Raw genomic sequence first — 15,033 nt, 5'->3', positions numbered from 1 at the left:
TTTTACTTTCCATTACTAAACCGGATGCGCCCTTTACCCTCTTTTTACACGGTTGATTTTTTTCTGCTTTGTGCTAGCTCCTTTCTCTTTTTCTCATCATTCAATATGATCATTCCCGAACTTCCGGCATACCTGAGTTCTCTGGGAGGAGAAGATTACAAAGGATTGATCATTGCTTTATTCACCCTTTCAGCTGGACTTTCCAGGCCGTTCAGTGGAAAATTAGCAGACAAAATCGGCCGGATTCCAGTGATGATGGTAGGTGCAACGGTCTGTTTTGTGGTAGGCTTGCTGTATCCGCTGTTGACCTTTGTTTCAGGATTCCTGTTTTTAAGATTTGCTCACGGATTTTCGGCAGGCTTCACTCCAACCGGCGCTTCCGCTTATGTTGCTGATATCGTTCCTTTTCAAAAAAGGGGGGAGGCCATGGGAATCCAATCGCTTTTTGGTTCGCTGGGAATGGCCGCAGGACCAGCTGTGGGTGGCTGGATTGCTAGCATTTGGTCGATCAACACGGTTTTTTATTGTGCGGCTTTTACGGCGATTTTCTCTATTCTGATTTTACTCAAACTTAAGGAAACACTTCAGGAAAAGGAGCCGATTTCCCTTAGCATGTTCAAGCTAAATCGGCATGAGATCATCGAAAAGCGGGTCCTATTACCTTCAATAATTTTATTTCTATCCGTATTCTCTTTCGGAGTAGTTCTGACCATTATACCAGACTTTTCCACTTATCTTGGAATTAAAAATAAAGGATTATTCTTTGCTGTTTTTACTATTTCTTCTTTGGGTATCCGACTTATAGCAGGAAAGACTTCTGACCGATATGGACGAGTGGTAGTCCTGAGAGCTGCTGTAGTCTGCATGATGTTGGCGATGGTTGCGGTAGCTTATGCAGAAAGCAAGGCAGTATTACTCTCCTCAGGGGTCCTTTTTGGAGCTGCGGTGGGCATGTACAGTCCTACTACGACTGCTTGGGTGGTGGATCTTTCTTTGGATAGATTCAGAGGAAGAGCACTTGCGACAATGTATATCTTCCTGGAAAGCGGCATCGGCGTCGGAGCGGTGATCTCGGGATGGCTTTATGCAAACAATCCCGAGAATTTTAGACTCGTTTTCCTTGCTTCGGGAGGTGTTGCTTTTCTGGCATTTTTGATCTTATTTTTCATCAAAAGAGACCGAAAAACCTATTTAGCTCATCAATAACCCAAATAGTCGCTTACTCTCGGAATCGCCAAAATTGACTTCTGCCGGCCATTGTAATAGGTGACTTTTTTCCCGTCAAAGAAGGCGCCTTCTTCGAGCATCACCCTGACATCCTTGTTCCATTCTTTGACAAAAACAACGGCGTTCAACTCAATTGCATAGCCAGTATTGGCATGGAGTGGAAAATCACCGGCCCCAGGAGTATCACCCTGATTGTCCCACATGCCGATAGTAGGTCCGGCTGAGTGACCATAATAGCCCAAAGGATGCGTGTAAATGGTACCACGAATTCCTTCTGTTTGCATCATCTTTCTCGCTTCTCTGAGAATCTCATTTCCTGTTCTTCCTGCCACATAGTTGGAGGTCAGAATGTCTTGTAGACGATTCCCTACAGCCAATGCATCCTGAAGGTATTTTGGCACTTCTGTTTCTCCTGCTTTCAGGACGTAAGCCAATTCCTGGGTGTCGGTATTTAGTCTCAAATACGTAATCCCAAAGTCAATGTGAAGCAAATCTCCCGGCATAATCACTTGCTCACTTGGCCTGACGGCGAAAGAACGGCTTGCCTCATCCGAAGCAGGATCCGGCCTTTGAATATCTACCGTTGGGTGGAACCAAGTATCCAACTTCATCTCCACTATTTTTTCCCTATAAAACCAAACCACATCTTCCGTGGTCGTCACGCCGGGAGTGATGACCCGATCAGAAAGCCCCTCAGCAATAATGAAGTGCGCTAATTCCTGAATATGCTTGTAGGTGGCCATTTCTGCTGGAGTACGCGTCTCAAGCCATCTCACAGCCAAAGTCTGAGCGGAAGTTACTTTAGCTTTATATTCTAAAGGAAGATTTTTAAGAAATTCCTCATGGTCAAAATGTGTCAAACCATCTGCATGACCATAATCCTTGGCAAAGTTTAGTCCTATCTTCTTAGGATTCTTTGCAGAAATGATTTCCATCAGCGCTTTCCATTGATCAGGCTGTGCTTCTGGATCCCATGCTTTTTTGAAGGATTTTCCCACGTCATATCGTGCTACTGCATAGGTTTCAACCTTTGCGGTTGGTGTTGGCTGATACATAACCAGAATAGTTCTTCTACGGGCAGCATGCCAAGTTGCAGGCAATAGCGTACGGATCACTGGGTCCTCATTGTACTCCCTAGACATCACAATCCACATGTCTATGCCTGTTTCAGTCATGAGACTTGGCAAAAGATTCTGAATTCGATCTTCCAACCAAGAATCGACCACTTCAGCCTGTGCACGCTGGGAAAGCACTGCTGGCTGTTGGGAAAAAGAGGAAACAGAGGTTAAAACCCCTAAAAAGAGTACTAAAAGTCGCTTCATAAAATTCAAATTAGATTTGTTCGAATATAACTCTTAGCCTCAAAAACAGAAGCGCCTTTTACGGAATTGATGAATGAACATGAGGAACCGGCTTCTTGAGTAGTCGCCTTTTGCTCAAGGCATGAAACCTGTAAAACAGGATCACCGCAGTGATGCTCAACCCTATCAGTAAGCCATACCAGATACCCTTTTCAGCCATACCAAACTCAAAAGCGAAAAGATAACCCAAGGGTAATCCCAAAACCCAATAGGCCATCAGGGTCACTAATGTGGGAACTTTTACATCTTCCATTCCTCTCAATACTCCAAGCCCAACTACTTGTACCCCGTCAGAGAGTTGAAAAAGACCGGCAATGATCAGCAAGGAAGCCGCTAGGGCAATCACTTCCGGATCATCGATGTATAAGGTTGGCAAGAAGAATCTGGCTGCGACAAAAAGCACCGCAGCACTGAACATAAAAACGATTACCATTCCAAACACCACCATACCCGCCTCCCGCATTGCTTTTGGGTTACCTTTTCCAATCTGATTACTTACCCGGATCATTCCAGCAGTAGCCAGGCCTGTCGCCATCATGTAGCTGATCGATGCTAAATTGAGTGCAATCTGATGTCCTGCCAAGGCATTTACGCCTATCCAGCCCATCATGATTGCAGCAGCACTAAATGCTGAAACTTCAAAAATAAACTGAAAGCCTGTTGGCACACCGATTTTCAAGATCCTGTAAATCATGGGCAAACTTGCGTTCCGAATGGAAAGGCTGAATTGATAAATTTGATAGCGCTTCGAAAATAGAATATAAGCACCCATCAAAACCATCATTAAAATTCTTGAAATCAAAGTGGCAAGACCTGCTCCGTTCAATCCCAAGGCAGGTGCACCCAAATACCCCCAAATTAACACCCAGTTGAGAAATATATTGATCAAGTTGCAAAAAATGGTGATATACATGGCTTGTTTGGTCTGCGAGAGCCCTTCTGCCATTTGCTTGAAGGTCTGAAAAACCATCATTGGAATCAGAGAAGCTGTAATTATGAGCAAGTAAGGAATCGCCAGAACTACGACATCCTCGGGTTGATTCAGAAAAAACAGCCCCTGCGACAAGCCTAAAACAATTGCTGTAAGCAGGATACTTGTTGCAAGATTGATCCACAAGCCATGGGTAAACAATCGGGAAATTCGTTTGATTTTCCCTTTTCCCTCCGCAATGGAAATCAAGGGGGTAATTCCCATGGAAATTCCTATTCCAAACATCATCAATACGAAAAAAATACTATTGCCCAAGGAAGCTGCTGCTAACGGCAAAGCACCCAGCCTGCCCACCATCATGCTGTCTGCCACACCAACAGACACTTGGCCGAGTTGGCTCAACATCACAGGGTATGCCAGATGAAAAGTTGTATTTAAGTGATCTTTAAGAGTCATAGTATTAAAATCCCAATATTCTGGCAGCCTTTAATATTCCTGCTATGCTTAAACTATCTGTGATCTCACCGGACATCACCATATCAAGCGCTTCCTGAAAGGGAAGCTTTTTGACCTGAAGTACTTCCGTTTCCTCGAATTCAGTTTCGCCTTGAGTAAGATCTTTTGCCAAATAAACATAGCCAAGTTCATCGGTCACCGAATTGGAGGTGTGGATTTTCATGATTTGAGTCCATTTCTCAGCAGTTAATCCAGTTTCCTCTTTCAGTTCTCGTTTGGCGGATTCCAATAGATCCAACTCATTTGGCCCTCCACCCATGGGGATTTCCCAGGAATATTCCTTCAATGCATACCGGTATTGGCCAATAAGCCAGGTATTCCCTTCCTTGTCAATCGGGATAATCCCTATTGCCCGATTCTTAAAATGAACAACACCATAAATCCCGGCTTTTCCGGTAGGATTCACAATATCATGGTGCTCCATCCTTATCCAAGGATTTTCATATACTGTCGATACTTTTAGCGTTTGCCAGGGATTTTCCGTCATGTTTTTCCAAAAAAAAAGGGCGGTTGAGCCGCCCTAAATTTATTCTTAAATCCTTACTTACGCAGGAATTGGGAGCACTTTTGAATCTTTAAAGGTAGAGAGAATTACCATGGATTGCATGGAATCCACCTCTTTGATCTCGGAAACTTTTTCCAGCATCAATTTCTGATAAGCGGTAATATCTTTTGCAATGATCTTCAAAATAAAGTCGCCTGTGCCAGTGATGTGATGACACTCAATGACTTCCTGAATTTCATTAATCTCCTTCATAAAGGCATCAATGTTTCCTTTGTTATGTCCTATTAAGCTTACCAACACAAAAGTGCTTACACCTAATCCAATTCTTTCCGGATCCAGTTTAGCATGGTAACTTTTAATTATGCCTGATTGCTCTAATTTTTTTACTCGCTCTAGGGTTGGAGCGGGAGAAAGTCCAATGTCTTTGGACAACTGGGCATTGGTGATTTTTGCATTTGCTTGAAGGATTTCAAGTATCCTGCGATCTATTTTGTCAAATTTTATTCTAACGTTATTATCCATGTCTTTCGGATTTACAAAATTTTATGTGGTACAAAGTTAATATAATTGATGAATGTTTTAAATTGATTTAACCCTTTTTGATAAGCGGAAATCAAAATAATGTTAATCTTTTGAAGGAAATCGGCAAAGAATACTGTTGAAACTCCTTGCACACTTGAAAAAATTCAAATTATCTCCTGTTATAAAGTTTTAAAACGGGAGAAATTAAATTAAAGTTTATTCTTTTTGATAAAATCGCGAGCCTCCTTATGAGCGGGGTGTTTTCGCTTTGCATATTTTTTCACCTGGTCGAAATATTTTCGCGCCTGTTCTTTATTTTTCGACTCAGACTCCATTTTCCCAAGCTGAATTAAAGAATGCAAATAATATCCGCTCTCCTGAGATTCTGATTCCTCTCCATAAGCGACGGTCTTCAGGTAGTATTTTTTTGCTTCGGCTTTATTGCCGATACGATTATTATATTCAGCAACATAAAAGGCAGCGAATCTTCCACTATTCGATTCGTATCCGTATTGCCGCTGCTCGATTCTGTCTAAAATCTCAACTGATTTTTCCACAGACTCCGTCCATCGCCCTACTGTGTAGAGGTGCCTGGCATATGAACGGTGGAAATATGGATTATTCGGAAATTTTGTATGCAGATATTCCGAAATTCTCAAGGCATCATAAGGCCGTTTTTCTTCAGAAGCATACAATCGAAAAAGAAAATATTGCGCTTCAACTCGCGTGTAAAAAGCATTTGAAGCCACAGTTTCTAACTGCTGAAGCCCCAATTGTTTATTTCCTTTTGGGAAAAGCGCCATCACGGGCTTGAGTATTGGATAATTCTCAGGGATCCACACTGAAAAATAATTAAACAATGCATCACCTAATAATAGCTCGGGATTGAATTCTTCTTCACCCCTACTCAGTTCCATATATTTCAGCGCATTTCTTCCAGCCCAAGTCGCTTTAGTCCAACTCTTCCTTTCACTGTATAACCTTCCCTGAAAACCATATCCTGCCGCTAAAAAGAACGCAGCCTCTTTGTTCTTAGGATCTTCTTTATACATCCGCTCTGCTTTCTCATTTGCACGATCGAGGTATTGAATAAAAATTTTATCGAACTTGGTATTGGTCACATCAACCTCGATTCGCCACCAATAGCCCAAAGCCATCAAAAAATCGGGGAGCGGGTGTTCCGGATATTGGTACATAATCACTGCAAAATCCCGTTCGGCAGTTACAAAGTCAAAATCATACATGCTATTGATTGACTTGGTTACGCGGTATTGCAGACCTTTGTCAAGCAAGAGGTATCCGGAGGGATTGGCCGGCACGACAGGGTCACCTGCCTGAGCAAAAACCTGACATGAAACCAACATTAACAACAAACTCGAAATTACTTTCCAAACAGGACTAATCATTACTTTCTTTTGGTTCTGATTGCAAAATTAAGGCGAAATCCAAACAATCATTTAGATTTGGTTACTTTAACAATTGAAAATGGCAAAACCCACTTCACCGTTAGCACAACGACTGAAAGAGCTAATAGATTTCGATAAACGAATTTATTTTTTTCTACTTCTGATCATTTTTTTGGTCATCCGGTACTTGACCAACACGCTGATCCTTGAATCAATCCCCGGCTATGAATCGCTGGAATCACAGGGAGGCTTGATGTTTTTCCATATTTTCAATTCTCTTGGTTACGTATGGACGCCATTTGCATTGCTTTGGAAGTTCACGGTAATTGCTTTTCTGTTTTGGTCTATGGGCCTAATGGTAGGATACAAAGCCAATTTTAAAGAACTTTGGCGATTTGCTTTGGTAGCTGAGATGGTCTTTATTTTTCCTGAGCTACTCAGATTACTGGTTTATATGAATCCTTCCAGCAGTGTCAGCTATTTCGATATTCAAAATTTCGAACCACTTTCAGTGCTTTGGCTCGTTGGGCCAAGTAATGTTGCGGAAAAGTTTCATTATCCTCTTTCTGTCCTCAATGTATTCGAACTGATCTACGGTGCCATCTGGGTATTGGGTTTTCATGCCATAAGCAGGAGAACTATCGAAGAAAGTGCTTTAGTTGTACTGATCGCCTACTTCCTACCCCTTCTTCTCTGGCTTGGATTCTATATTGGGGCATACCGCTAAGCTTTTCGAAGTTTTTTGGCATCACCATTGCAGCGCTGCGAACAATATTTCACCACTTCCCAGTTCTTTTCCCACTTTTTTCTCCAAGTAAAGGGCCGCTTACAGACAATGCAGATCTTTTCGGGTAGGTGTTCCTTTTTCATGAATAAGTACTTGATTTTTATTGGTCTACTAGTGGAATGCTAGAAAACCAGTCTCTGTAAGAGGATTTGAAACACTGTCTATTCAGTTGGAATAAAAGTTTTGAAGTAAAAATTCAGGACTTTTAACTTTAGCCATTTTTTTCACAGAAAAGGCATAATGAAACTTCCCTAAAAGTTTTTAAATTTTCGAATTTATGGTTTCTACTATTTTCTTTCGTCTGTAAGTTCCAATTTTATATTTCGCAAAATTTTTATCTGTGATCACAATGTAATTAGGGAAAATGAGAAGGCATCTCCTTTTTACAGAAATTAAATCCTTGTATTCAAGCAGAAATGATCCCCTATTTTTAGCATTTTTTGGAGTGAATGTCATTTCTGAATCCTTCAATTTTAACTCACCTCTGAAGGCATTCCAAGGCTCGAAAGGGGAAGAAAATCTACTTACTCTTTGAGTCAAAATTTCAGGAGAGTTATCTGGTGACTGTGCACTCAAGAATTTAGGCAATGTAAAAAAAATACACATCAACAATAACTTATGAATGGTTGACTTTTTCATTGTTTTTATTTTAATCAATGGACATGAAATTTTAAATCTTAGGTAAAAACGATCGTCCCCACGACTTATTTTTTAAAACTATTATAAATCTGCTGAATCGTCATGCATTTGATATCATCTATATGATCAGGCCCAGCGATTGGGTAACGTATGCTTTTCTACAATGCGATTTGATTCCTTCACGACCTCAGGATCCTTTTGTGCTCCCCAAATTCGATCACGAGCCGCTGCAGCTGCCGTTTCAGAATTCACCAAGGGAAATGGATAATCTGAGCCCAACTGAAACCCTAGACTTTGCTGCTCCATAGGAGTTAATTCCCAAGGAGTATGAATCAGCGTATTGGGCAATTTGAATAATTCAGGCAACCATTTTCTGATAAATATCCCATCTGGATCATGATCTTGAGATTGTTTGATTGGATTATAGATCCTTACAGTATTGATCCCCGTCACACCAGCCTGCATTTGCAGTTGGGGATAATGAATGCCAGGCTCAAAATCCAAAAACATCTTAGCCAAATGGTTTTTGCCGGACCTCCAATCCTGAGCAAGATGATGCGTAAGAAATGAAACTACCATCGCACGCATTCGGAAGTTGAGATAACCAGTCTCTCTCAGGCAACGCATGCAGGCATCCACCAAGGGGAAACCTGTAAGTCCGTTTTCCCATGCAACAATCCAATCCTTTCGCTCTTGATATTCAAATTTGAAAAAACCCCGATTAATGGGTTCAAACTCCATCCGACTTTCTGACTCAAACTTCTGAATAAAATGGCAATGCCATCGGAGTCGGGATTGGAAGTTGGTGAAGTTTCGGGATTGAAATCCAGCAGTGGACTTTAACTCCGAAAGCTGGTAAACTTCCCGAATCGAGAGACAGCCCCAAGCCAAATAGGGTGAAAGGCGACTACAACCTTTACGACTGAGTTCAGGCTTGCTGATGTGTCGGTTGTAGTTTTTGACCCGATCATCCAGGAAGGTTTTGAGGTACATTCTTGCTTTGGATTCGCCACCTGGCTGCATCTGAGGATGTGGCGTTTTCCATGCCTCCGGGATGGGCCTTTGCGGATGTGATTCCCAAAACCGCCTTGAAAGAGTGAAAAATACTGCTTTTTTGAAATCTGTATTTTTGAGTGAAGTTTTTGCAAAGCCAAACCATGAATTTCTCCAGTGCGCGCGGTTTTTTCTGCCACGCTGTACCCCTTGTTGGGTATATTCCTTCCATTCGATTCCGCTTTTTTTTAAAAAATCAGCCATTTGCAAATCTCGATCAAACGTGATTTTAATGCCGGTTTCCTGATGGGAATAAACAGCTTGGATTTGAACTTCCTGACTCAGCTTTTCAAAGACATCTAATGCTTCTGAGTAAAAAACAGCAACTGAGGCTTGAAAAGACTTCAGCCGTGCATTAAGATCTTCCAGACTTTCCCACACAAATCTCCAATGGCGAAGGTCACTTTGCGGAGCTGCCACTAAGCTTGGCTCAAAGCAATAGATCAGCAACACCGGAAATCCTGCTAAAATAGCTTCTGTTAAAGGCTCATGATCACTTAACCTGAGATCTCTTTTAAGCCATACAATGGAAATTTTATTCACTTATGGGAAACTTTCAGTGCTACGTAAAGTTTGACTGACATGACAAAAAATAAGGAACTATCGATCGAGGATATCGATCGGATCATAGAGATGGCTTGGGAAGACAGAACTCCTTTTGATGCCATACTGGGTCAATTTGGTATAACCGAGGGGGAGACTATCGAAATCATGCGTCGGAACATGAAGCGAAGTTCCTTCAAAATGTGGCGCGCACGCGTGCAGGGACGTGCTACAAAACATCTGAAAAAAAGTCCTGATGACATGGATACGTTTCATTCACGGATGCAGCGGGGAATTGCCCTGAACAAAATATCAAAAAGATAAAAGGCCGATTAATAAACCGGCCCTTTAAACTCAACTAACCCAACTTTCTATTCCTAAAATCCAAGTCCAACAGCCATTGCTGATGGAGTAAAATTCAAATCTGAAACTTTTGTTGCAGCTCCGGTCATTAAATTAATGCTGTAAACTCCTGTAGCACTTCCTACAGTCAAGACTGCGAAAGCAGCATTGGAATTACCTCCAATGTCGAATCCATTTTCACCTGTCACATTGATTCCCAATGGACCTACTGGCACTAGTACACCCTCATTTGGTGGAACCTGAGTGTAAAGAATATCTGTAGTGTGATCCAATACAAACAGTGTGGTGGCAGTAGCTCCTGCGAAATTATTGGTATATGCTGCTCCCGCTATACTTGGCGTGCCCGGATTTAAAATGCCATCCGTCGCGACAACCGTTCCCAAATCAGGATGAAGCCTTAAATTTTGACCGGAATTGGTTACTAAGCGTATCCGATCCACAGTAGGATTAAAATCAAAACCGATTGTATTACCTGCAATCATTGGCATCAATGGATTACCGATTTTTGTCAACATTCCATTTGAAGTGTTCACAACATACAATTGACTTGCGCTGGACACAGCCACAAGTTGTCCATTTGCTGGTCTGAAGTCCAGTCCAACAATCCGCTCACCCATAGCTAGACCCTGAAAATCCACCATCGAAGGCTGGGGACTCATTGGATTGAACCGATAAAGCTTTCCTGAAGCATCAGCAGCATACGCTACCGGATTGGTTTTGAATGCGAGGCTGATCACAGGCTGGGTGAAAACACCTACCCAAGTAGCTGAACCTTTAGCAAGATCGATGGTGTACAGTCTGGTTTCATTTGTCACTCTGTTTACTGCCAGTGCCAGTGAATTATCCGGATTGATGTCAAAATCAACCTGATTTCCAAAATCCACGCCCAAGTTTCCTACTTCTATTAATCCACCGTCATTTGGAGGGACTTGCTGGTATAGCTTATCTGTGTTGATATCAATATCAAAAAGAATGGTTGAGGTGGCTCCGGAGACACTGTTGGTATAAGCCACCGCTCCGATACTTGGATTCATTCCACCGTTGATTCTTCCATCGGTAGCAACTACAGCGCCTGTTTCCGGATGAAGTCTAAGGTTTTGACCGGATCCCGCGACTAACCTGATTCGGTCCACTATAGGATTAAAATCCAATGATGCAAAATTCCCTTCAATTGCGGGAGAAAATGGTCCCATGCCCAAAGGAGTAGCAACACCTGATTTTTCATTAATTGTGTAAAGTCTACTTCCGGAACTTAATCCGTACAGTTGACCTGTTGCAGGACGATAATCAATTGAAATGATAGCTTCACCTGAGCCTAAGCCAGAAATACTAAGCATTTGAGCAGGCACATTTAAATTTCCGTCCTGATAATAATAGAGCTGATTTCCTTCAGCCAGGGCTGTAAAGCTTGCATTAGGAGTCATTCCGGGCATTTCGATGAGGGGCATTTTTTCCTCATTATCACAGGACACCAAGGTGATAGTCATTAATGCCATAGCTAAAGCCAAGAGAAAAAAAGGTTTTCTTATCATAGTAGTAGAGTTTAATTTGAAAAGAACTACGAGAAAAGAATGAAAACCGGATTTGGTGAAAACAAAAAAAGTGAGCCGAATGACTCACCTTTTTAACTCTAAACCCAAAAATTAACCTAAAATTTAAACCGTCTCAAATGGCCACCGCATGATACCTCCGGAGAGATTTTTTAACTTTTCAAAGCCAAGATCAGCCATTATATCACAAGCTTGACCGCTTCGGTTTCCACTTCGGCAATACAGAAGGTATACTTTATCTTTTGGAAGATTCTTTACCTGATTGGCAAATGAAGCGGACATGATGTCGAGATTTCTTGCTCCTCTAATTTTTCCTCCGGCAAACTCCCCGGCGGTCCTTACATCGATGATTACAGTATCAGGCTGAAGCATCAGATCATGGAAAGTGCCCGATGGGATGTCTTCGTATTTTTTTGTTTTTGCGCTAAAGAAGTTGAACATGGCTGTTTTATTTTTCTTTCAAATTTACAGGCTCAACTACCACCGAATCAGTAATAAAAGTCACCGGAGCACCTTATAGCGTTTTGACTTTCACTCTTTTTTTAATTTCAATTATTGCGAGACGAATTGCCAAAATCCAAGGAAATCCATGAAAGAGAAAATCTCCCCAATCCATCAATTCCATCCCTACTGCACCTCCGGAAATCCATTTGATTTTACCCCAGATATGTGGTTCAGGGAAAAATGGTGCTAATCCCAAGGTGGCGCAAAGAATAAGGACTGTGCTCCAAGAATTGAGTGGGTTGATTTTTGCTAATTCTTTTTGTTCCATGGGTAGGTAATCTGTGACCAGAAGGTCTTTGGGAATTCTTCGATATGATCAAAGCCTAGCGGCTCATTTTCATTTTCATTGGGGATGTAAGCGGTACCAAACAAATAATCCCAAAGACTCAGCGAGATACCATAGTTGACACCATGGCTACCTTCCGGCAAATGCTTGGCATGATGCCATAGGTGCATCACTGGATTGTTGAGCAAATATTTTAAAGGACCATATGTGATTTTAACATTTGCATGGTTAAGGTGACCGATGGCGATTGTGACTATATGTAATATAAAAAAATCAGCCAAGCCAAACCCGATCATTGCCAACGGGATGTATTGAATTGATTTATAAACAATAGTCTCCATCCAGTGGTACCTTAGGTGCGCAGCAAATCCCATTTGTGTCACCGAGTGGTGAACTTTATGAAACTCCCATAGCCAAGGATTATGATGCAGCAAGCGGTGAACATTCCATTGAATGAAGTCAGCAATCACAAACATTAGAAGGAATTGCGCCCATACAGGCCAATTGCCAACCTGAATAGCAACCATATTTTCAATTCCAAACAATCCAAGGAAGTCATTGAATGCCTCCACGGCAACATTTGAAACAGAATTGTATACAATCAGTGAAAAGATGAAAAAGTTGAAAAACATATAAAATCCGTCCAACCAGAAATCTTCCCGAATCGCTGCCTGATTTTTTCGCCATGGAAAAATCAATTCTACCATCCATACGATTACTGAAAGGCCAACCAACCACCAGAAGTAATTATGCCAAGACGGACGTAAAATCTCCGAGCTGAGGTAATTCCAATAGCCATAATAGCCATCCAGAAAGATTTTGAAATATTCCTGTATCATCTTGATTAAAGCGCTAATAACTCCTTAGCAATGATATAAATACCCATAACTAAGACAAACCATCCAAAACCTGTTTTCAGAATTTTTTCATTGATTCTCTTAGAAAGAGCACTTCCTATAAATATTCCGACGATGGACAAGCCAGTAAAAATCAGCAGCATCTTCCAATCTATCGTTTGGGTGGAAAGATCACCCAAAAATCCAATCAGTGACTTTGCTGCAATTATTAACAGGGATGTACCCACAGCCATTTTCATAGGAAGCCTTGCCAAAAGCACCAAGGCAGGGATTATCAAAAATCCTCCCCCCGCACCTACTATTCCTGTTATCAATCCAACAACGGAACCTTCCAATGCAATCATTGGATAATTGAATTTGATTTCTTCGTTTTCATCGCAGTCTTTGCATTTTTTTCCGGTAATCATGGAAATAGAAGCGGCAAGCATGATCAAAGCAAAAAAGACCATTATTCCAACATTCTTGGTGACTGCAGTATCTCCTAATGTGAAAAGAGGATCAGGAAGCCATGGCACAAGAAATTTACGAGTGAGGAAAACAGCGATAAATGAAGGAATCGCGAAAACTATAGCTGTTTTGTAATTGACAAGGCCCTTTTTCATAAAAGTCCCAGCTCCTACTAGGGATGTCGAACCCACCACAAATAAAGAATAGGCAGTCGCCAAAACCGGATCTACATCGAGAATGTACACCAATACCGGAACAGTCAAAATTGAGCCCCCACCTCCGATCAAGCCTAAACTTACGCCTATAATAACTGCAGCGGCAAAACCAATTAGAGTAACAACGTCCATTTTCTTTTTTTATAATTAATCTGCCACAAAAGTAAAAAGCTTGGAATGCCCAAAGCAGTGACAATTGTTACAATAAAAGGGATACTAAAGGAATCCAATATTTTGTGAAAGAATTGTTAAATCATTCATTTACATGATAATTATCCTGTTTTTTCTCAATTTGAAAATTTAATTTTCCAAAATTAAATCGGTTGTGAGTTCGAGCCTTTCTGCCCTAAGCATGAAGGTGTGGAAATTAAAAACCAAATTATAAATGCATAAAATCGAGCTTGTCTGCCACAAGCAGGCCTGCCTGAGGCAGACAGGCATGACCCAAGGCGACACAAAGAGGGATGCCCCGATAGCTATCGGGATTGCAATTAAAAAACAAAAAATATAAACATGAAAATAATAGTTCCTATCGACTTCTCAGAAAATTCCATTAGAGCGCTTGAATTTGCTATTTCTATGGCAGACAAAAAACATGGAAAAATAACTTTAGTCCACGTCATTGAAGTAGTCTACGACTTTGCCTCTCAGGCAGCGATCGCGGTGGACTCCATGTTTAAAGACGGAGAAAAGCTCCTCAAAGAAATCACAGAAAAATACAAAGCCTCCAATGTGGCGATCGATTACCTGATTTTAGAGGGTAATACTTCAATCAGTGTTGCGCGAATCGCTGATGAGATCAATGCGACCTTGATTGTAATGGGTACCCAAGGGGCCAGTGGAATAAAAAAAGCACTAATCGGAACCACTACAGTTAACTTGATAAAGGAAGCTAATTGTCCGGTGTTAGTTGTCCCTGCAAAAGCCAATGTTGCAGAGATCAGGAAGGTAACACTTGCCTTGGAATTTGCGAACCATGAGGAGAAATTCATTGATTGGATCGTTGACATGAGCAGGCGTTGGGAACTAAACCTTGAAATCCTCCATGTTCAAACTGTCAAAGGATTCAAGGAGCACCTCTCCATCCTGGGTATTGAGGGATTTCTTCAAAAGAAATACCCTGACTTGCAAGTAAGAATTCACACTTTCTATGCAGAAAGTGCTTCTCAAGGACTGGATTTATATCTCCAGGAACACGACAATATGATCTTGGTCATGTGTCATGAGCACAAAAATCTTTGGGATCAAATCGTACAAAAAAGCCAATCCATTCAAATGGCCTATCATACTCACATCCCACTTTTAATCATGAATTAAAGTC

The 15,033-nt window shown here is 41.4% G+C and carries 17 protein-coding genes; 4 read left to right on the top strand and 13 right to left on the bottom strand.

What is annotated here, in order from left to right:
• Positions 1-24 precede the first annotated feature (24 nt).
• Positions 25-1,206, top strand: a complete 1,182-nt coding sequence (locus Q8M62_RS07425; RefSeq protein WP_304901019.1) for an MFS transporter — start codon at positions 25-27, stop codon at positions 1,204-1,206.
• On the opposite strand, the gene Q8M62_RS07420 is transcribed toward Q8M62_RS07425, so the two are convergent.
• The 5 genes from Q8M62_RS07420 to Q8M62_RS07400 form a co-directional block, all read right to left on the bottom strand.
• Positions 1,200-2,549 (bottom strand): M24 family metallopeptidase, encoded by a 1,350-nt coding sequence (locus Q8M62_RS07420; RefSeq protein ID WP_304901020.1) that lies wholly within the window; start codon positions 2,547-2,549, stop codon positions 1,200-1,202. The two genes, Q8M62_RS07425 and Q8M62_RS07420, sit on opposite strands and share 7 nt — an antisense overlap.
• A gap of 58 nt (positions 2,550-2,607) precedes the next feature.
• Positions 2,608-3,975: an MATE family efflux transporter gene (locus Q8M62_RS07415; protein WP_304901021.1), complete on the bottom strand. Its 1,368-nt coding sequence runs from the start codon at positions 3,973-3,975 to the stop codon at positions 2,608-2,610.
• A 4-nt stretch (positions 3,976-3,979) separates the two neighbouring features.
• The gene (locus tag Q8M62_RS07410; protein WP_304901022.1) at positions 3,980-4,522 is read right to left on the bottom strand and encodes an NUDIX hydrolase; all 543 of its coding nucleotides are present in this window, start codon (positions 4,520-4,522) and stop codon (positions 3,980-3,982) included.
• Positions 4,523-4,579: 57 nt separating this feature from the next.
• Positions 4,580-5,062, bottom strand: a complete 483-nt coding sequence (locus tag Q8M62_RS07405; protein WP_304901023.1) for an Lrp/AsnC family transcriptional regulator — start codon at positions 5,060-5,062, stop codon at positions 4,580-4,582.
• Positions 5,063-5,271: 209 nt separating this feature from the next.
• On the bottom strand, positions 5,272-6,468 hold the full coding sequence (locus Q8M62_RS07400; RefSeq protein WP_370690558.1) for a tetratricopeptide repeat protein: 1,197 nt from the start codon (positions 6,466-6,468) through the stop codon (positions 5,272-5,274).
• A gap of 79 nt (positions 6,469-6,547) precedes the next feature.
• Between Q8M62_RS07400 and Q8M62_RS07395 the strand changes: the two genes are divergently transcribed.
• Positions 6,548-7,195 (top strand): sulfate ABC transporter permease, encoded by a 648-nt coding sequence (locus tag Q8M62_RS07395; protein WP_304901024.1) that lies wholly within the window; start codon positions 6,548-6,550, stop codon positions 7,193-7,195.
• Here the strand turns inward: Q8M62_RS07395 and Q8M62_RS07390 are convergent.
• The 3 genes from Q8M62_RS07390 to Q8M62_RS07380 all read right to left on the bottom strand — a co-directional run bounded on the left by Q8M62_RS07390 (position 7,192) and on the right by Q8M62_RS07380 (position 9,490).
• A complete protein-coding gene (locus Q8M62_RS07390) occupies positions 7,192-7,338 on the bottom strand; it encodes a DUF2256 domain-containing protein (protein WP_304901025.1) in 147 nt (48 codons plus the stop codon). The genes Q8M62_RS07395 and Q8M62_RS07390 overlap by 4 nt on opposite strands.
• A gap of 178 nt (positions 7,339-7,516) precedes the next feature.
• On the bottom strand, positions 7,517-7,894 hold the full coding sequence (locus tag Q8M62_RS07385) for a hypothetical protein (RefSeq protein ID WP_304901026.1): 378 nt from the start codon (positions 7,892-7,894) through the stop codon (positions 7,517-7,519).
• A gap of 126 nt (positions 7,895-8,020) precedes the next feature.
• On the bottom strand, positions 8,021-9,490 hold the full coding sequence (locus tag Q8M62_RS07380; protein WP_304901027.1) for a deoxyribodipyrimidine photo-lyase: 1,470 nt from the start codon (positions 9,488-9,490) through the stop codon (positions 8,021-8,023).
• Positions 9,491-9,529: 39 nt separating this feature from the next.
• Here Q8M62_RS07380 and Q8M62_RS07375 point away from each other — a divergent pair, with 39 nt between their 5' ends.
• Positions 9,530-9,814 (top strand): TIGR03643 family protein, encoded by a 285-nt coding sequence (locus tag Q8M62_RS07375; RefSeq protein WP_304901028.1) that lies wholly within the window; start codon positions 9,530-9,532, stop codon positions 9,812-9,814.
• 53 nt (positions 9,815-9,867) lie between these two features.
• On the opposite strand, the gene Q8M62_RS07370 is transcribed toward Q8M62_RS07375, so the two are convergent.
• The 5 genes from Q8M62_RS07370 to Q8M62_RS07350 form a co-directional block, all read right to left on the bottom strand.
• Positions 9,868-11,385, bottom strand: coding sequence for a DUF4394 domain-containing protein (locus Q8M62_RS07370; RefSeq protein ID WP_304901029.1), 1,518 nt, complete (start codon positions 11,383-11,385; stop codon positions 9,868-9,870).
• A 123-nt stretch (positions 11,386-11,508) separates the two neighbouring features.
• Positions 11,509-11,844 (bottom strand): rhodanese-like domain-containing protein, encoded by a 336-nt coding sequence (locus Q8M62_RS07365; RefSeq protein ID WP_304901030.1) that lies wholly within the window; start codon positions 11,842-11,844, stop codon positions 11,509-11,511.
• Between the two features lie 73 nt (positions 11,845-11,917).
• Positions 11,918-12,175, bottom strand: a complete 258-nt coding sequence (locus Q8M62_RS07360) for a hypothetical protein (RefSeq protein ID WP_092729469.1) — start codon at positions 12,173-12,175, stop codon at positions 11,918-11,920.
• Entirely contained in the window at positions 12,157-13,029 is an 873-nt protein-coding gene (locus Q8M62_RS07355; protein ID WP_304901080.1) for a sterol desaturase family protein, read from the bottom strand. Before Q8M62_RS07355 ends, Q8M62_RS07360 begins: the two co-directional genes overlap by 19 nt.
• An 8-nt stretch (positions 13,030-13,037) precedes the next feature.
• Positions 13,038-13,844, bottom strand: a complete 807-nt coding sequence (locus tag Q8M62_RS07350; RefSeq protein ID WP_304901031.1) for a sulfite exporter TauE/SafE family protein — start codon at positions 13,842-13,844, stop codon at positions 13,038-13,040.
• Positions 13,845-14,225: 381 nt separating this feature from the next.
• On the opposite strand from Q8M62_RS07350, the gene Q8M62_RS07345 reads away from it, so the two are divergent.
• Positions 14,226-15,029, top strand: coding sequence for a universal stress protein (locus tag Q8M62_RS07345; protein WP_304901032.1), 804 nt, complete (start codon positions 14,226-14,228; stop codon positions 15,027-15,029).
• The last annotated feature ends 4 nt before the right edge of the window (positions 15,030-15,033 follow it).

It is taken from the genome of Algoriphagus sp. (genome assembly GCF_030694375.1).
In the GTDB taxonomy this organism is placed as follows: Bacteria; Bacteroidota; Bacteroidia; order Cytophagales; family Cyclobacteriaceae; genus Algoriphagus.
This window is presented reverse-complemented; position numbering and strand designations above follow the sequence as displayed.